This window comes from Micromonospora andamanensis, assembly GCF_016863495.1.
Taxonomy (GTDB): Bacteria; Actinomycetota; Actinomycetes; order Mycobacteriales; family Micromonosporaceae; genus Micromonospora; species Micromonospora andamanensis.
Genome location: NZ_BOOZ01000028.1, coordinates 58,500 through 74,243 on the forward strand (window position 1 = coordinate 58,500; position 15,744 = coordinate 74,243).

General features: G+C 71.8%; 18 protein-coding genes. 12 read left to right on the forward strand and 6 right to left on the reverse strand.

Going from position 1 to position 15,744, the window contains the following annotated elements:
• Nucleotides 1–32: 32 nt before the first annotated feature.
• On the reverse strand, nucleotides 33–1,253 hold the full coding sequence (locus Van01_RS22355) for a S8 family peptidase (protein WP_204010962.1): 1,221 nt from the start codon (nucleotides 1,251–1,253) through the stop codon (nucleotides 33–35).
• A 176-nt stretch (nucleotides 1,254–1,429) separates the two neighbouring features.
• On the opposite strand from Van01_RS22355, the gene Van01_RS22360 reads away from it, so the two are divergent.
• From Van01_RS22360 to Van01_RS22380, 5 genes are all read left to right on the forward strand, one after another.
• The gene (locus Van01_RS22360; protein ID WP_204011150.1) at nucleotides 1,430–2,914 is read left to right on the forward strand and encodes a DUF7782 domain-containing protein; all 1,485 of its coding nucleotides are present in this window, start codon (nucleotides 1,430–1,432) and stop codon (nucleotides 2,912–2,914) included.
• A gap of 52 nt (nucleotides 2,915–2,966) precedes the next feature.
• Entirely contained in the window at nucleotides 2,967–3,389 is a 423-nt protein-coding gene (gene dtd / locus Van01_RS22365; protein ID WP_204010965.1) for a D-aminoacyl-tRNA deacylase, read from the forward strand.
• 77 nt (nucleotides 3,390–3,466) lie between these two features.
• Nucleotides 3,467–3,931 (forward strand): SRPBCC family protein, encoded by a 465-nt coding sequence (locus Van01_RS22370; RefSeq protein ID WP_204010967.1) that lies wholly within the window; start codon nucleotides 3,467–3,469, stop codon nucleotides 3,929–3,931.
• Nucleotides 3,928–4,266 (forward strand): ArsR/SmtB family transcription factor, encoded by a 339-nt coding sequence (locus Van01_RS22375; RefSeq protein ID WP_204010969.1) that lies wholly within the window; start codon nucleotides 3,928–3,930, stop codon nucleotides 4,264–4,266. The genes Van01_RS22370 and Van01_RS22375 overlap by 4 nt, the downstream gene beginning before the upstream one ends.
• 88 nt (nucleotides 4,267–4,354) lie before the next feature.
• Nucleotides 4,355–4,795, forward strand: a complete 441-nt coding sequence (locus tag Van01_RS22380; RefSeq protein ID WP_099847015.1) for an SRPBCC family protein — start codon at nucleotides 4,355–4,357, stop codon at nucleotides 4,793–4,795.
• 24 nt (nucleotides 4,796–4,819) lie between these two features.
• Here Van01_RS22380 and Van01_RS22385 read toward each other — a convergent pair whose 3' ends face one another.
• On the reverse strand, nucleotides 4,820–5,608 hold the full coding sequence (locus Van01_RS22385; RefSeq protein WP_204010971.1) for a sporulation protein: 789 nt from the start codon (nucleotides 5,606–5,608) through the stop codon (nucleotides 4,820–4,822).
• Nucleotides 5,609–5,853: 245 nt separating this feature from the next.
• On the opposite strand from Van01_RS22385, the gene sigB reads away from it, so the two are divergent.
• Genes sigB through Van01_RS22405 form a run of 4 tightly spaced genes read left to right on the forward strand, consistent with a single transcriptional unit; the run spans nucleotide 5,854 to nucleotide 8,242 of the window.
• Nucleotides 5,854–6,864 carry an RNA polymerase sigma factor SigB gene (gene sigB / locus Van01_RS22390; protein WP_373306279.1) on the forward strand — a complete coding sequence of 337 codons (1,011 nt, stop codon included), beginning with the start codon at nucleotides 5,854–5,856 and terminating at the stop codon, nucleotides 6,862–6,864.
• A gap of 42 nt (nucleotides 6,865–6,906) precedes the next feature.
• Nucleotides 6,907–7,350, forward strand: coding sequence for an ArsR/SmtB family transcription factor (locus Van01_RS22395; protein WP_204010975.1), 444 nt, complete (start codon nucleotides 6,907–6,909; stop codon nucleotides 7,348–7,350).
• Nucleotides 7,347–7,838, forward strand: coding sequence for an SRPBCC family protein (locus Van01_RS22400; protein ID WP_204010978.1), 492 nt, complete (start codon nucleotides 7,347–7,349; stop codon nucleotides 7,836–7,838). Before Van01_RS22395 ends, Van01_RS22400 begins: the two co-directional genes overlap by 4 nt.
• Nucleotides 7,835–8,242: a VOC family protein gene (locus Van01_RS22405; protein ID WP_204010990.1), complete on the forward strand. Its 408-nt coding sequence runs from the start codon at nucleotides 7,835–7,837 to the stop codon at nucleotides 8,240–8,242. The genes Van01_RS22400 and Van01_RS22405 overlap by 4 nt, the downstream gene beginning before the upstream one ends.
• 13 nt (nucleotides 8,243–8,255) lie before the next feature.
• Here Van01_RS22405 and Van01_RS22410 read toward each other — a convergent pair whose 3' ends face one another.
• The 3 genes from Van01_RS22410 to Van01_RS22420 form a co-directional block, all read right to left on the reverse strand.
• Nucleotides 8,256–10,814, reverse strand: coding sequence for a bifunctional acetate--CoA ligase family protein/GNAT family N-acetyltransferase (locus Van01_RS22410; RefSeq protein ID WP_204010998.1), 2,559 nt, complete (start codon nucleotides 10,812–10,814; stop codon nucleotides 8,256–8,258).
• A 28-nt stretch (nucleotides 10,815–10,842) separates the two neighbouring features.
• Nucleotides 10,843–12,024 (reverse strand): acetoin utilization protein AcuC, encoded by a 1,182-nt coding sequence (locus Van01_RS22415; protein WP_204011000.1) that lies wholly within the window; start codon nucleotides 12,022–12,024, stop codon nucleotides 10,843–10,845.
• Nucleotides 12,025–12,096: 72 nt separating this feature from the next.
• Entirely contained in the window at nucleotides 12,097–12,945 is an 849-nt protein-coding gene (locus Van01_RS22420; protein ID WP_204011002.1) for a sulfurtransferase, read from the reverse strand.
• Nucleotides 12,946–13,045: 100 nt separating this feature from the next.
• Here Van01_RS22420 and Van01_RS22425 point away from each other — a divergent pair, with 100 nt between their 5' ends.
• A complete protein-coding gene (locus tag Van01_RS22425; protein WP_204011005.1) occupies nucleotides 13,046–13,735 on the forward strand; it encodes an iron-dependent transcriptional repressor DtxR in 690 nt (229 codons plus the stop codon).
• A 15-nt stretch (nucleotides 13,736–13,750) separates the two neighbouring features.
• Here the strand turns inward: Van01_RS22425 and Van01_RS22430 are convergent, their stop codons facing one another.
• The gene (locus Van01_RS22430) at nucleotides 13,751–13,990 is read right to left on the reverse strand and encodes a DUF5522 domain-containing protein (protein WP_204011007.1); all 240 of its coding nucleotides are present in this window, start codon (nucleotides 13,988–13,990) and stop codon (nucleotides 13,751–13,753) included.
• Nucleotides 13,991–14,081: 91 nt separating this feature from the next.
• Between Van01_RS22430 and Van01_RS22435 the strand changes: the two genes are divergently transcribed.
• Complete coding sequence (locus Van01_RS22435; RefSeq protein WP_204011009.1) at nucleotides 14,082–14,423, forward strand: YciI family protein; 342 nt, start codon at nucleotides 14,082–14,084, stop codon at nucleotides 14,421–14,423.
• 86 nt (nucleotides 14,424–14,509) lie between these two features.
• Nucleotides 14,510–15,688 carry an RNA polymerase sigma factor gene (locus tag Van01_RS22440; protein ID WP_204011158.1) on the forward strand — a complete coding sequence of 393 codons (1,179 nt, stop codon included), beginning with the start codon at nucleotides 14,510–14,512 and terminating at the stop codon, nucleotides 15,686–15,688.
• Nucleotides 15,689–15,744 lie beyond the last annotated feature (56 nt).

The following is a 15,744-nucleotide window of genomic DNA, read 5'->3' on the forward strand; positions in this document are numbered from 1 at the left end:
TCAGGGCTAGTTGACGCCGGTTCACGTCAGGGTCAGTTGACCACGAACAGGAGGCGGTTCGGCGAGCCCGAGCCCGGGCTGGTCACCACGCCGGTGGTGGCGTTGTTGATCAGGTAGCTCTTGACCTGGGCCGGCGAGTAGGACGGGTTGGCGCCGAGCACGAGAGCGGCGGCACCGGCCACGTGCGGCGAGGCCATCGAGGTGCCGCTGATCGTGTTGGTCGCGGTGTTGCTGGTGTGCCAGGTCGAGGTGATGCTCGAACCCGGCGCGAAGATGTGCACGCAGGAGCCGTAGTTCGAGAAGGACGAACGGGCGTCGGTGCTGGTGGTCGAGCCGACAGTGATCGCGGTCGAGGTCCGGGCCGGCGAGTAGTTGCAGGCGTTGGCGTTGGAGTTGCCGGCCGCGACCGCGTAGCTGACGCCGGAGGCGATCGAGTTGGCCACCGCGTTGTCGATGGAGCTGCTGGCGCCGCCGCCGAGGCTCATGTTCGCCACGGCCGGCTTCACCGCGTTGGCGGTCACCCAGTTCACCCCGTTGACCACGCTTGTGGTGGTGCCGCCGCCGGAGCAGTTGAGCACCTTCACCGCGATCAGGCGGACGCCCTTGGCCACACCGTGAGTGGAACCGCCGACGGTGCCGGCGACGTGGGTGCCGTGGCCGTTGCAGTCGGTGTTGTTGCTGTCCACCGTGTTGGTGCCCCAGGTGGCCCGACCGCCGAACTGGTTGTGGCTGGTCCGAATGCCGGTGTCGATGATGTACGCCCGCACGTTCGAGGCCGTGTTCGGGTAGGTGTAGGTGGTGCTCAGCGGCCGGTTCCGCTGGTCGATGCGGTCCAGGCCCCAGGTCGCATTGGTCTGGGTCGCCTGGATCGTGACCACCTGGTCCTGCTCCACGTAGGCCACGGCCGGGTTGGCCGCGAGCCGGGCCGCCTGGGTCGCGTTCATCTTCGCGGCGAACCCGGTAAGTGCCGCGCTGTAGGTGTCGGAGACGCTGCCCCCGTACCGCTTGACCAGGGCGCTGGCCCGGTCCGGAACTGCGGAACGAGCCGTCGACGAACCGGCGGCACCGACGGCGTCGGTGCGCAGGACGACGAGGTAGCTGCCGCTTACCGCGTTCGACACACCGGCACCACGGATCTCGCCGGTGGGTGCGGCGACCGCCGCGGTGGTGCCGGCCGCCGAGACGGCCGCCGCGGTGGCGACGACGGCGAGCGCCCGGATGAGCTGCCGTCGCGCGGTGAACCCTGAGGACATGCTGCCTCCCTTACCTGGGCGGCCGACCGGGCTTCTGGCCGGGCGGTCCGCACCCTGGACTGAGTTGGAGAGATGCTAGCGTTAGATCGACGAATATGACAGGGATGTTCATCGATCTATTTCCGATGTCACGGGCGGCGCTCTCCAACCCCGACGTCACCAGGCAGGATGGCGGTGTGGACGGACACGACATGCTGCTCTCCCCTGCCGGCGTCGAAGCGCTGCGGACCGCGTTGACCAGGGCCGACTTCACCGCGAACGGCATCGCGGGACGGCTCGGCCCGCAGGCGACCGGCGGGGTCGCCCGCAACGACTTCCGGGCCGCGCTGCGCGCCACCGCTGACCGGGATCGCCTGGCCACCCTGATCCGGGTGTTCATCTGCGAGCAGACCGAGCCGGAGGCAGCGGTCGCCGCCGCGCTGGCGCCGCTGCCGCTCACCGACGCGCTCGACGCGGGCCTTGTCGAACGGCACGGTGACGGGCTGCGGATGGGACTGGACCTGGAGCCGTACGGCGACGACTGGTGGGTCCTCGCGGACGTGCCGGCCAGCGCCCGCCCCGGCCGCCCGCTGCACGCCGAGCACGTCCTCGGCATCGGCGGGGCGACCCAGACGATGATCGGCGCCGCCGTACGCCGGCCGGTGGACACCGCCCTGGACCTGGGCACCGGTTCGGGGGTGCAGGCGCTGCACCTGGGCACCCACGCCCGGCGGGTCACCGCCACCGACGTGTCGCGGCGGGCGCTGCGCTTCGCCGCCACCACCGCCGCCCTCAACGGCCAGGACTGGGAGCTGTTGGCCGGCGACCTGGTGGCCCCGGTCGCCGGCCGACGGTTCGACCTGGTGGTGAGCAACCCACCCTTCGTGGTCGGGCCGGGCACCACCACCCACGTCTACCGCGACTCCGGTCGGGTCGGCGACGCGATCGGCGCCGAACTGGCCGCCGCCGCTCCGACGCTGCTCACCGAGGGTGGCACCATGCAGTACCTCGCCAACTGGGTGCATGTGACCGGCGAGGACTGGGGAGACCGGGTCGCCGGCTGGTTCGCCGGCACCGGCCTGGACGCCTGGGTGATCCAGCGCGAGGTCGCCGACCCGATGGCGTACGTGAACCTGTGGCTGACCGATGTCGGGGAGACCGCCGACCCGCAGCGGATGGCCGACTGGCTGGACTGGTTCGACGCGCACAAGGTGGAGGCGATCGGCTTCGGCATCGTCTCGCTACGCCGCAGCGGGCACGACGACCCGGTGCTGCGGGTGGAGGATCTGCGCCAGCGGGTGCAACCACCGATGGGTGACCGGATCGCCGACTGGTTCGACAGGCAGGACTGGCTACACGGACGCGGCACCGACGGGCTGCTGGCCGCACGCTACCGGGCCGCCGACGGGCTCCAACTGCGCCAGGAGGCGACGATGGGTGCCGACGGTTGGGCGGTGGACCGGCAGGTCCTCGCCATGCCGGACGGGCTGCGCTGGACCGAGGAGATCGACCCACTGGTGCTGGCCCTGGTGGGCGGGGCCGACGGTCGGTTGCCGCTGCGTGACCAGCTCGCGCTGCTCGCCGTCGCGCACGACGTGGCCGTCGACGAACTGGCCGAGGCGGCCGGGCCGATCGTGGCGCACCTGGTGGAGCGCGGCTTCATCGCGCCGGTGCAGCCGTGAGGCCGCCGGCGCCGACGACGTCGGCAAGCGTTCGCGCGCCGGTGGTCGCCTGATGCGGGCCGTGGTGCAGACCGTCGGCCGGGCCAGCGTGACAGTCGACGGTGAGGTGGTAGGCGCGGTCGATGACGGGCTGCTGGTGCTGCTCGGAGTCACCCACAGCGACACGGCCGAGATCGCCCGGACGATGGCCCGCAAGGTGCACGAGCTGCGCATCCTGGACGACGAGCGGTCGGCGGCGGAGATCGACGCGCCGATCCTCGTGGTCAGCCAGTTCACCCTCTACGGCGACGCCCGCAAGGGCCGCCGCCCGAGCTGGACCGCCGCCGCCCCGGCCGAGGTAGCGGAACCGCTTGTCGAGGAGACGGTCCGGGCGCTGCGCCAACGCGGCGCCACAGTCGCGACCGGCCGGTTCCGCGCCCACATGCTCGTGGAGAGCGTCAACGTCGGCCCCCGCACCATCCTCCTCGACCTGTAGCGCAACCAGTGGTTGCACATCCCGGCGCCAACCCATACAGTCAGACGCAACCACTGGTTGCATGTCTGGAGGAGCGCATGGAGTACGGCAGCATCGAGCGGGAGATCCACGTCGAGGCCACCCCCGAAGTGGTCTACGAGGTCGTCACGACTCCCGAACACCTGCGGCAGTGGTGGCCGGACGACGCGGATCTCGAGCCGGTCCCCGGGGCCACCGGGACTGTCTCCTTCGGCGACAGCTCGACGCCGAACGCGCAGGTCGTGCCGCTCACCGTCGTGGAGGCCGACCCGCCCCGGCGGTTCTCGTTCCGCTGGGTGTACGACGATCTCGCCGTCGCGACGCCTACCAACTCGCTCCTGGTGACCTTCGAACTGGTCCCGTCGGGCACCGGAACGCTGCTGCGACTCACCGAGACGGGATTCCGGGAGAAGGGTTGGGAGGCGGCGGTGCTCGAAGCGCACTACCGCGACCACGTCAGCGGCTGGGACTACTTCCTGCCCCGCCTCGTCGAGTACGTCGCGCGGTTGGTCTCGACCCGATGAGCGTCACCGTCGACGACGACCTCTGGTCCGCCGTCGGGGACCCGACCCGGCGGCGGATGCTCGATCTCCTGCTCAGTGACGGCGGCGGCACGGCGACCACGCTGAGCGAGCAACTGCCGGTCACCCGGCAGGCGGTCGCCAAGCACCTCGGCGTACTCGACCGGGTCGGGCTGGTCCACGGCACACCGTCCGGCCGCGAACGTCGCTACGAGGTGGACGAGGCGCAACTCGCCCGTGCCGTCGCGCAACTGTCGTCGGTCGGTGCCACCTGGGACGCCCGGTTGCGTCGGATCAAGCAGATCGCCGAGGCGATCCAGCGCGGCCAGCAGAGCTGAACCCACCAGAACCTTCGTCGCCATGTCCCGTGGCGGCGTGATCCATCCTGCCCGCATCCGGGCAGCTCAACAGAGACGAGGCAGCACGATGCTCAACATTCTGCACCGGGTCGGCGTCACGTCGGCTCCCGAGGACGTCTATGCCGCCCTGACCACCGTCGACGGGCTGGCGAACTGGTGGACCGAGGAGACGGACGGCGACGGCGACGTCGGCGGAGTGCTCCGGTTCCGCTTCATACCCGGCGGCTTCGACATGAAGGTCCTGGAGACTCGGCCGGCCGAACTGGTGCTCTGGGAGGTCGTCGACGGTCCCGAGGAGTGGCTCGGCACCCAGGTCCGGTTCGAGTTGAAGCGGGAGGGCGACTTCACAATCGTGCTGTTCCGCCACGAAGGTTGGCGGGAGCCGGTGGAGTTCATGTACCACTGCAGCACCAAATGGGCGACCTACCTGATGAGCCTCAAGCGGCTTGTCGAGACCGGGAAGGGTGAGCCCGCGCCGCACGACGTGCAGATCAGCAACTGGCACTGAGGTACGACGCGGGGCCCGCGGATGTCAGCCGAAGAGGCCGCGACGTTGGAGCGACTGACGCAACCAGCCGTCGAGCTGGGCTGCCCAGTCGGTGTTCGCCGCCGAGGCGTGCTCGACGGCGAAGCGACCGAAGACGTCGCGGCCCTCGGTGAACAGCCCGCCCCGCTTGTCCAACTCCAGCACCACCTGCACCTGCCGGGGGTCGGTGACGAAGGTGACCTCCAACTGCTTCATCGCGCCGGCGTACTGCGGCGGCGGGTAGAACTCGATCTCCTGGTAGAACGGCAGCGTCTGGTGCACGCCGTAGATGTGCCCGCGCTCCACGTCGGCCCGCGCGAACCGGAAACCGAGCCGCAGCAGCGCCTCCAGCAGGCGCTCCTGGGCCGGCAACGGATGCACCGCCACCGCGTCCAGGTCGCCCTTGTCGACGGCGCGGGCCACCTCCAGCTCGGTACGCAGACCCATCGTCATCCCGTGCAGGTGCTGCCCGTACAGCTCGGTGAGCGGGGTTTCCCACGGCACCTCGAACCGGAACGGGATGTCGTAGCGCTGCCCCGCCTCGAGCCGGAACGGACCCGTTGCCTGCTGGCGCTGGAACTCCTGGTTCGTGGCGTACTCGTTGTCGCCACTCTCCACCTCCACCCGGGTGAGCAGCCCCAGGGCCACGTAGGACACGTCGACCGCGTGATCGCCGCCGGTGACCGCGATGCTGCCCTCCAACTGGCCACCCGGCCGGCAGTTCGGATTCGACAGCACCGTCTCCACCGACGGGCCACCGACTCCCATCGCCTGCATCAGCCGTTTGAAGACCACGATTGCCTCCGTCTTTGATCGCCCGCATCCGGGTGGGGAACGCCGACCTGTCGGTCGACCGCTGGCACGGTAACCGGCGCCGACAAGCCGAGCCGACCGAACCGCCGGGTCACCGAGTGCCCACTCAGACACTGTCGGTTCCCCGATCGCCTCACTCCCGTTTTACGCCCCTACCGCCAAGCTGTTGTCACCGGCCTAACCGGCCGGCGGACACGGCACGGACGTGGACACGGGGAGAGACTGAGATGGCCCAGCAGATGACGGAGCACCGGACGCACACCGCCACCGAGGCGGAGCACGGCGCGGACACCCTGACCGACCTGGACGCCACCGACGAGCGCGGCGTCTCCACCGACCTGGTCCGGGCATACCTCAACGGAATCGGTCGGACGAAGCTGCTCACCGCCGTACAGGAGGTGGACCTGGCGAAGCGGATCGAGGCCGGCCTCTTCGCCGAGGAGAAACTCAGCACCTGCATCCCGGTCTCCGATGAGCTGCGCGCCGACCTGGAACTGGTCGCGCGCCAGGGCCGGACCGCGAAGAACCACCTGCTGGAGGCGAACCTGCGGCTGGTGGTGAGCATCGCCAAGCGGTACACCGGCCGTGGCATGGCCTTCCTCGACCTCATCCAGGAAGGCAACCTCGGCCTCATCCGCGCCGTCGAGAAGTTCGACTACACCAAGGGCTACAAGTTCTCCACCTACGCCACCTGGTGGATCCGCCAGGCCATCACCCGCGCCATGGCCGACCAGGCCCGCACCATCCGCATCCCGGTCCACATGGTCGAGCAGGTGAACCGGATGGTCCGCGCCCGGCGGGAGTTGTCGGTGTCGCTGGGCCGCGAGCCCACTGTCGCCGAGGTGGCCCGCGCGCTCGACGTGCCGGAGTTCCAGGTGATCGAGCTGATCTCGTACGACCGGGAGCCGGTGAGTCTGGACCAGGCTGTCGGCGAGGACGGTGAGAGCGCCCTCGGTGACTTCGTCGCCGCCGTCGGCCCGGCCGCCGGGCCCGGCGACGCCGCCACCCACGGCGAACTGCGCAACGAGGTGAGCATCGTGCTGGCCACCCTCTCGCAGCGTGAGCAGGCGGTGATCCGGCTGCGGTTCGGCCTCGACGACGGCCGGCAGCGCACCCTGGACGAGGTCGGCCGGGAGTTCGGCCTCTCCCGGGAACGGATCCGGCAGATCGAGAAGGTGACGCTGCTCAAGCTCCGGGCCCCGGAGCGGGCCCAGCGACTGGAGGCGTACGCCTGCTGAGCTGAGCGTACGGCCATCGGCCCCGGCGGTTCGCCGGGGCCGATGCGCGTCCCGCTTGACGACCCGGGCAGCCAACCGGTAGAAACCTTTGGTTATCTAACCGGAAGGTTATATAGAGTGCTCACCGACTTGGACGCCACCTTCGCCGCGCTCGCCGACCCGACTCGGCGGGCCATTCTGGCCCGACTCGCGGCCAGCGAAGCCACCGTCACCGAGCTCGCCGCGCCCTTCGCGATGAGTCAGCCGGCCATCTCCAAACACCTGCGGGTGCTGGAACGTGCCGGACTGGTCAGCCGAGGGCGAGACGCCCAACGACGCCCCTGCCGGCTGGAAGCCGCGCCGCTGCGGGAGGCCACCGCCTGGCTCGCCGCGTACCGCGACCACTGGGCCGAGCGCTACCAGCGTCTCGACGCCCTGCTCGACGAGCTGCGCTCGGCCGAGGAGGGGCAACGCGACACCGGCGCGGCGAACAGTGCGGCACCGTGATCGACGACCATCTGGTGGTCGACACGCCCGGCGATCGGGAGATCGCGCTGAGCCGGCTCTTCGACGCACCGGCGCGACTCGTGTTCGCCGCCTTCACCCGCCCTCACCTGCTGGTCCGCTGGTACGGCGCACGCGGCTGGCAACTCATCGGATGCGAGGTGGACCTGCGCGTGGGCGGACGCTGGCGGTTCGAGTCGCAGGGCCCCGACGGACAGCGGATGGTCCAGCGCGGGGTCTACCGGACAGTCGACGCGCCCCACCGGATCGTCTGCACCGAACACTTCGACGACCAGTCCTACCCGGGCGAGACCCTGGTCAGCCACACGTTCACCGAACTCGCCGGGCGGACCACCGTCACCACCACCCTGCGCTACGCCACCCCCGAGGGACGCGACACCGCCCTGCGGTACCCGATGGCCCGTGGGATCACCGAAAGCTTCACCCGGCTCGCCGAACTGCTGGCCACCAGAACAGGAGAACAAGAATGAACTGGACGCTGGAAGTAGTTGTCGTACCGGTCTCCGACGTGGACCGGGCCAAGGCGTTCTACGCCGACCAGCTCGGATTCGCCGTCGACCACGACACGGTGATCAGCGACGACGTCCGCATCGTGCAGCTGACCCCACCCGGCTCGGGCTGCTCGATCGTCATCGGCAAGGGCGCCGTGCCGCAGATGCCGCCGGGGTCGCTGAAGGGCCTGCAACTCGTCGTGCCCGACCTCGGCAAGGCCCGCGCCGAGCTGCTCGAACGCGGTGTCGAGGTGAGCGAGATCCAGGTGCTCGGCGAGAACCCGCGCCCGGTGCCGGACCCGTTGGACAACGTCGGCTTCATCTTCTTCACCGACCCCGACGGCAACTCCTGGGCGGTGCAGCAGATCTCCAGCCGGACCTGACCGCGCCTGCCCGTCACAGCCGACGCGGCCCGGTGTCGGGGCGCGGCGCGGCGGCGGAACCGATGCGCACGTGCGCGTGCAGCACGGACAGGCCGTCGGGTCGGGCGAGCACCGGGTTCAGCGTCAGTGCCCGTACCCGGGGCTGGTCGTCGGCGAGGCGACCGACCCGCAACAGCAGGTCGGCCAGGGCGGCGCGATCCACAGGCGCGGCCCCACGATGACCACGGAGCAACGGGGCCGCCCGGGGCGCGTCGACAAGCTCGGCCGCGTCCCGGTCGGTCAGCGGCACCGCCCGCCAGGCCCGATCACCGAGCAGTTCGGTGGCGACCCCACCGAGCCCGAACCCGACCACCGGCCCGAACGCCGGATCCTCGACCAGTTCCACGACACAGGCCACGCCGGGCGGCACCATCGGCTGCACCAGTACCTCCGCGCCGAAGGCCGCCGCCAGCTCCGAACAGGCGCGGCGCACGGCGGCGGCGTCGGGCAGGTCGAGGCGGACCGCACCGAGGTCCAGGCGGTGCCGCAGCCCCGGTGCCGCGGCCTTGAGCGCCACCGGGTACCCGAGCCGGGTGGCCGCCGCGACGGCCTCGTCGACCGAGGCGGCCGGCACCGACTCGACCACGTCGATGCCGTACGCGGCCAGCAACGCCTCCGCGTCGGTGTCGTCCGCCCGCAGCGCCGCCTGGGCCGCCTCCGGGTCGACGTCGGACAGCTCCGCCAGGCTGCCGGTCGGCCGGCGCAGCCACTGCGCGTACGCGGTGACCCGGGCCAGCGCCCGAACCGCCTCCTCCGCGCTCGGGTACGAGGGCATCCCGGCCGGGGCGCGGCCGACGAGAAAGGTGGCCACCGCGGGCTTGCCACCCGACAGCGCCGCGGGCAGGGCTGCGGTGAGGTCGGCCTCGGTGCCGGTGAACTGGCCGGGCAACGGCGGGGCGAAGAGCGCCACAAGCGCGTCGACCGAATCGTCGGCGGCGGCCCCGGCCAACGCCTCGGCGAACTCGGCGGCGCTGGCCCTCGGCCCGACGTCACGCGGGTAGCCGTCGGCGACGGCGAGCCCCTGGGCCGCGCAGGCGGTGGCCGCCAACCCGGTGAGCGCCGAAGAGTTACCCACCACGCCGACCCGGTTGCCGGCCGGCAGCGGCTGATTGGCCAGCAGCACCCCGACGTCGAGCAGCTCGCCGACGGTGTCCACCCGGATCACCCCGGACTGGGCGAACAACGCGCTGACGGCCGTGGCGTCCGGGCCGGTGGCGTCACCCACCCCCGGCGGGCGGGCCGGCGAGGCCAACGCCACCACCGGCTTGTCCCGACCGATGCGCCGGGCCAGCCGGGCGAACTTGCGCGGGTTACCGAAGGTCTCCAGGTACAACATGATCACGTCGGTGCCGGGGTCGTCCTGCCAGTACTGCAACAGGTCGTTACCTGAGACATCGGCCCGGTTGCCGGCGGAGACGAAGCTGGACAGGCCGAGCCCTCGCCGGTCGGCCTCCGCCAGCAGCGCCACCCCGAACGCGCCGGACTGGCTGAAGATGCCGACCCGACCCGGCACCGGCAGGCGCGGGGCGAGGGTCGCGTTGAGGCGTACCGCCGGGTCGGTGTTGGCCACCCCCAGGCAGTTCGGGCCGATCACCCGCATGCCCGCGGCGTGGGCCGCCCGGACCAGGGCACGCTGCGCGGCGGCCCCCTCGACGCCGGCCTCGGCGAAGCCTGCGGAGATCACGACCAGGCCGTGCACCCCGGCCGCCGCGGCATCGGCGACCACTGTCGCGGCGGCCTCCGGAGGTACCGCCACCACCGCCAGGTCGACAGGCAGCCCGGCCTCGGCCGCCGACGGGTACGCGGGCAGCCCGGCCACCCGCGCGGCGCTGGGGTGCACCGGCACCACCGACCCGGTGAACCCGCCGTCGCGCAGGTGCCCGAGCACCGCCGCACCGACACCCTGGCCGGTGGCGCTGGCGCCGTAGACGGCGACACCACGCGGGGCGAGCAACCGGGCGATGGACCGCGCCTCGGTGCGGTGCTCCCGTCCGCGCTGCACCTCGAGGGTGGCCTCGGTGGGTGCGATCGGGAAACTCAGATGCACCACCCCGTCGGCGAACTGGCGCTGGATCTGGTAACCGAAATCGGCGAAGACTCGCAGCATCTGCCCGTTGGCCGGCAGCACCTCGGCGACGAAGTTCACGATCCCGGCCCGACGGGCGGCGTCGGCGAGATGCTCCATCAGCACCGAGCCGATGCCCCGCCCCTGGTAGGCGTCCTCGACGACGAAGGCCACCTCGGCGTCCGGCGACTGCGGGCCGAGCCGCTCGTAGCGGCCCACGGCGACGATCCGGTCGCCAGCCAGCACCACGAACGCCTCCCGGTCGCGGTGGTCGACGTTGACGAAGCGGTGCAGGTCCCGCTCGGGGATCCGGGGGTACGGCGAGAAGTAGCGCAGGTAGCGGGTGCGCTCGGAGAAGCGGGCGTGCATCGCCACGATCTCGGGCGCGTCGGACGGATCGATCGGTCGCAACTGGACGGTGCTGCCGTCGCTGAGCAGCACGTCGACGGCTTGTTCGGCGGTGGTCACCTCGGACGGCCCTCCCTGGCCGGCTCAGTCAGTCACGGGGATCGTGTGGGTCGAGACCGAGCAACGGAAAGACCGCCTTGCGGGTCGCCGCGATCGCGCGGTCCACCGGGCTGGGTTCACCTGTCGGCTGCCACGGCTCGTACCCCGGGTCGACGTCGTCGGTCATCCGCAACGGCACGTCGAAACCGGGCCGCCGGGTGGCCGCCAGCTCCCGCCAGGCCGGCGGGGTCAGCGTCGCCGGGTCCACCGGCGCGCCGGTGGCCACCGCCAGCAGATGCGTCCAGGCCCGGGGCACCACCTCGACCAGGGCGTACCCGCCACCACCGGTGGCCACCCAACGCCCGTCGCACAACTCGTCGGCGAGCGCCCGCAACGCCAGGTACGTGGCGCGCTGCCCGTCGACCGACAGGTGCAGGTCGGCGAGGGGATCGACACGATGGGCGTCCGCTCCGCACTGGGTGAACAGGAGTTGTGGGCGGAACGCCCGCAACACCGACGGCACGACCGCGTGGAAGGCGCGCTGCCAACCGGCGTCCTCGACCCCGGGCGGCAACGGGATGTTGACAGCGGTGCCCGCGGCGTTCGGACCGCCGGTCTCGTCCGGGAAACCGGTGCCGGGAAAGAGGGCGAGCGGCGTCTCGTGCAGGCTGATCGTCAACACCCGTGGGTCGTCCCAGAAGATCTGCTGCACCCCATCGCCGTGGTGCACATCCACGTCCACGTACGCGATGCGCTCGGCACCCAGGTCGAGCAGCCGGGCGATGGCCACCGCCGGGTCGTTGTAGACACAGAAGCCGGCGGCCCGGGCGGGCATCGCATGGTGCAGGCCACCGGCGACGTTCACCGCCCGGCGGGCCGCGCCCCGCCACACCGCCTCGGCCGCGATCACGCTCGCCCCGGCGACCAACGCGCTGGAGTCGTGCATCCCCTCGAAAACTGGATTGTCCGAAGTGCCCAGACCGAAGCCGGCGAAGAGCGGATCGCGCGGCGCGATTCGGACCGCGTCCAGATAGCGGGGGTCGTGCACCCGGGTGAGCAGGGCGTCGTCGGCAGGCGACGGCGGCACCAACCGCACCCCGGCGCGTTCCAGGATGCCCAGTTCCCGGGCGAGCGCGATGGTCAACTCCACCCGCACCGGATCCAGCGGGTGGTCACCGAGGTCATAGGCGAGCAGCGACTCGTCCCACACCACCACCGTGTCGTCGGACATCTGCCCATGGTCGCACGGGGTCCGCCCGAGGGCCCGGTCGCCGGGCCGCGCGCCTGCCGAACGTCCGACAGGTCAGGGCGTCGGGCCGGTGGCCACCGGCCGGTTCTGATCGGCGACCCAGTGGCTCCACGAGCCGACGTAGAGGGCGGCGTCGGTGCGGCCGGCCAGATGCAGCGCGAACACGGCCTGGGCGGCGGTCACCCCCGAACCGCAGTACGCACCGACCGGAGCCTCGGCGGCCACGCCGACAGCGGCGAAGCGGTCCCGCAGCGCATCGGCGGTCGGGAAGCGGCCCTCGGCGACGTACTCGGGCGCGGGCAGGTTCACCGCGCCGGGGATGTGGCCGGCGACCGGGTCGATCGGCTCCTGCTCGCCCCGGTACCGGGGTGCGGCCCGCACGTCGACCAGGACGCCGTCGCCGGCCGCCAGCCGGGCGGCGGCCGCCGCGTCCAGCACCGGTAGGGCTCCCGGGCGCACCGCCACGTCGCCGTGGGCCGGTGCGGGTTGGTCGGTGCTGACCGGCAGGCCGGCCGAGATCCAGGCGGGGTAGCCGCCGTGCAGCAGCCGGACCGGTAGGTGCCCGGCCCAGCGCAGTGTCCACCAGGCCCGGGCCGCCGCCATCCCGTCGCCGCCGTCGTACACCACCACGGGATGACCGGCCCGTACCCCGGCCGCCCGCAACGTCGCCTCCAGCGCGGCCGGATCGGGCAGCGGGTGCCGACCGGCCGGACCGGGCGCGCCGCACAGCGCGGTGTCCAGGTCGACGAAGACCGCGCCCGGCAGGTGACCCGCCAGGTAGTCGTCCCGCCCGGGCGGCCCGACCAGCCGCCAGCGGACATCGAGCAGGGTGGGTGGGTCGGTGCCGTCGAGTTCGGCGGCGAGCCGGTCGGCCTCGACCAGAAGATCCTCAGTAGCGGACATGTGCTTCAGTCAACACCATGAGTGACATGCCCAACGGTTCGGCGACACACGTCCGGGGTGCGGGAGGGTACCATCGAGGGCCTGGAGGGCCGCTGACACCATGAAGTCACACGACCTGGTCGACACGACCGAAATGTACCTGCGTACGATCCTCGAACTCGAGGAGGAGGGCGTGCCTCCGTTGCGCGCCCGGATCGCCGAACGGTTGCGCCAGAGCGGTCCCACGGTCAGTCAGACCGTCGCCCGGATGGAACGCGACGGCCTGCTCACCGTCGAGGGTGACCGGCACCTCAGCCTCACCGAGCAGGGGCGCAGCACCGCCGTCTCGGTGATGCGCAAGCACCGGCTCGCCGAGCTGCTGCTGGTAAACGTGATCGGGATGCCCTACGAGGAGGCCCACGAAGAGGCCTGCCGGTGGGAGCACGTGATGAGCGACGCGGTCGAGAAGCGGGTCTACGACCTGCTCAACCGGCCGACCCGGTCGCCGTACGGGAACCCGATTCCGGGTCTGGAGGAGCTGGGCTCGCCCAGTCAGGCCGAGCCCGAGCCGACCGACGGCGAGCGCAACCTCGCCTTCCCCGGCCTGACCGGCACTGTCGTCGTACGGCGGATCTGCGAAAGCGTCCAGACCGACGCCGAGGTGCTCCGGCAACTACACGCGGCCGGCGTCGACCCCGGTGCCACTGTGACGGTGGCGCAGGAACGCGATGCCGTGTCGATCGACCGCTCCGGCGAGAGCGTCCGGCTCCCCCGCGAGATCGCCTCCCGGGTCTTCGTCGCCGCCGCCTGACCACGCCTGCTCGGCCTAACTGACGTACGGGCAGTGGCGGCAGCCCCGGCCGCAGCAGGTGCCCCGGCGGGCCAGGAATCCGGCCGTGAGGACGAACAGGCCGGTGTCCGGGTCGAGGTAGCCGGCGTCACCGGCGGCCAGGGCAGCGGCGTGCACTGTCAGGATGCGCTCTCGGCCGGGATGATCGGGCGGCAGCCGCGACGGGTGCGGCTCGGTCAGGGGCCGTGCCGCCAGGGGCCGTCGTTCTCCGCTCATCCCGAGCAGTCTAGGTTTTCCCGGGCGGCGTCAATCCGCACTGGCCCCGTCCAGCGATGGGACAGAGGATGAAGTCGATCAAGGAGACACCATGGTTCAGTACGCGGTCCTGATCTACTCGCCGGCACCGGCCGACCCGATGGACCTCACCCCCGACTACATCGCCCTGCTGGAGCGGTACCCCGCGCAGGTGGCCGAACTGGGCGGGCAGATCGTGACGGGCTTCGCGCTGCAACCGAGCACCACGGCCACCGCCGTCCGCGCCGACCTCGTCACCGACGGCCCGTTCATCGAGGCCAAGGAGGTCGTCGCCGGCTTCTTCGTGCTGGAGGCACCGGACCTGGACACCGCCGTGCGGATCGCCAAGCTGAACCCGGCCACCATTGACGGCGGGGTGGAGGTCCGACCGCTGTTCCAACCGCCCGCCGAGTGAGCGGCGGCGAGCGCGACGTCGTACCGCCCGGGACCGCCGAAGCCGAACGGGCCGTGGCGGACGCGCACCGCCGCGAGTGGACCTTCGTGCTCGCCGCCACGGCGCGCGTCGCCGGTGACTTCGACCTCGCCGAGGAGAGCGTCCAGGAGGCGTACGTGGCGGCGCTCGGCGCGTGGGCCCGGGACGGCGTACCGGACCGACCAGGGGCCTGGCTCACCGCGACCGCCCGACGCAAAGCCCTCGACGTACTGCGCCGACGGCAGGTGCTCCGCGCGAAACTGCCGCTGCTTGTGGAGCCGGAGGAGGCCGGACCGGACATCCCGGACGAGGTCGCCGTGCCGGACGACCGGCTACGCCTCGTCTTCACCTGCTGCCATCCGGCGCTCGCCCGGGAGGCGCAGGTGGCGCTCACCCTGCGCCTGGTGTGCGGGGTGAACACCGCCGACATCGCCCACGCCTTCCTGGTCGCCGAACCGACGATGGCGGCCCGGCTCACCCGCGCCAAGAAGAAGATCGCCGCCGCCCGGCTCCCCTACCGGGTCCCCGAGGCCGCCGAACTGCCCGAACGGCTGGATGCGGTGCTCACAGTCGTACACCTGCTCTACACCACCGGGCACATCGCGCCGACCGGCGGCGACCTGGTCCGCGCCGACCTGGTCGACCGGGCGCTGCACCTGGCCCGGATGCTTGCCACCCTGCTGCCCGACGAACCGGAGGTCCCCGGGCTGCTCGCGCTGCTGCTGCTCACCGACGCCCGCCGGGCCACCCGCACCGACGTCGAGGGACGACTGCTGCGCCTGGCGGACCAGGACCGATCCCGCTGGGACCGGGACGCCATCGACGAGGGACGCCGCCTGGTGCTCGGCGCGTTCCGCACCGGACGACCCGGCCGGTACGCGGTGCAGGCCGCCATCGCCTCGCTGCACGCCCTCGCGCCCAGCTACGCGGCGACCGACTGGCCACAGATCGTCAAGCTCTACGACATGCTGCTGGACCGCTGGCCCTCGCCGGTGGTGTCGTTGAACCGGGCGGTTGCGGTGTCGATGGTGGACGGACCGGTTGTCGCGCTCGCCGAGGTCGACGCCCTCGCCGAGGACCCGCGACTCACCGGCTATCACTACCTGCCGGCGATCCGGGCCGACCTGCTGCACCGGCTCGGCCGCGACGACGAGGCGGCGCAGGCCTACCGAGCCGCCATCGACCTGGTCGACAACGACGCCGAGCGCGACTTCCTCACCACCCGTCTCGCCGAACTCACCCCCTGAGACTCCCCACCCCCTGCCCGCCGAGCATGCACTTCTGGTCGCCGAAATGGCCGTCT

Coding starts and splice junctions, on each gene's coding strand:
- Van01_RS22395 (WP_204010975.1), top strand. CDS start 6,907: ATGCGCGTCCCGCTTGACGACCCGGGCAGCCAACCGGTAGAAACCTTT.
- Van01_RS22430 (WP_204011007.1), bottom strand. CDS start 13,990: ATGAGCGGAGAACGACGGCCCCTGGCGGCACGGCCCCTGACCGAGCCG.
- dtd (WP_204010965.1), top strand. CDS start 2,967: ATGCGGGCCGTGGTGCAGACCGTCGGCCGGGCCAGCGTGACAGTCGAC.
- Van01_RS22425 (WP_204011005.1), top strand. CDS start 13,046: ATGAAGTCACACGACCTGGTCGACACGACCGAAATGTACCTGCGTACG.
- sigB (WP_373306279.1), top strand. CDS start 5,854: ATGGCCCAGCAGATGACGGAGCACCGGACGCACACCGCCACCGAGGCG.
- Van01_RS22435 (WP_204011009.1), top strand. CDS start 14,082: ATGGTTCAGTACGCGGTCCTGATCTACTCGCCGGCACCGGCCGACCCG.
- Van01_RS22415 (WP_204011000.1), bottom strand. CDS start 12,024: ATGTCCGACGACACGGTGGTGGTGTGGGACGAGTCGCTGCTCGCCTAT.
- Van01_RS22405 (WP_204010990.1), top strand. CDS start 7,835: ATGAACTGGACGCTGGAAGTAGTTGTCGTACCGGTCTCCGACGTGGAC.
- Van01_RS22370 (WP_204010967.1), top strand. CDS start 3,467: ATGGAGTACGGCAGCATCGAGCGGGAGATCCACGTCGAGGCCACCCCC.
- Van01_RS22355 (WP_204010962.1), bottom strand. CDS start 1,253: ATGTCCTCAGGGTTCACCGCGCGACGGCAGCTCATCCGGGCGCTCGCC.
- Van01_RS22380 (WP_099847015.1), top strand. CDS start 4,355: ATGCTCAACATTCTGCACCGGGTCGGCGTCACGTCGGCTCCCGAGGAC.
- Van01_RS22420 (WP_204011002.1), bottom strand. CDS start 12,945: ATGTCCGCTACTGAGGATCTTCTGGTCGAGGCCGACCGGCTCGCCGCC.
- Van01_RS22375 (WP_204010969.1), top strand. CDS start 3,928: ATGAGCGTCACCGTCGACGACGACCTCTGGTCCGCCGTCGGGGACCCG.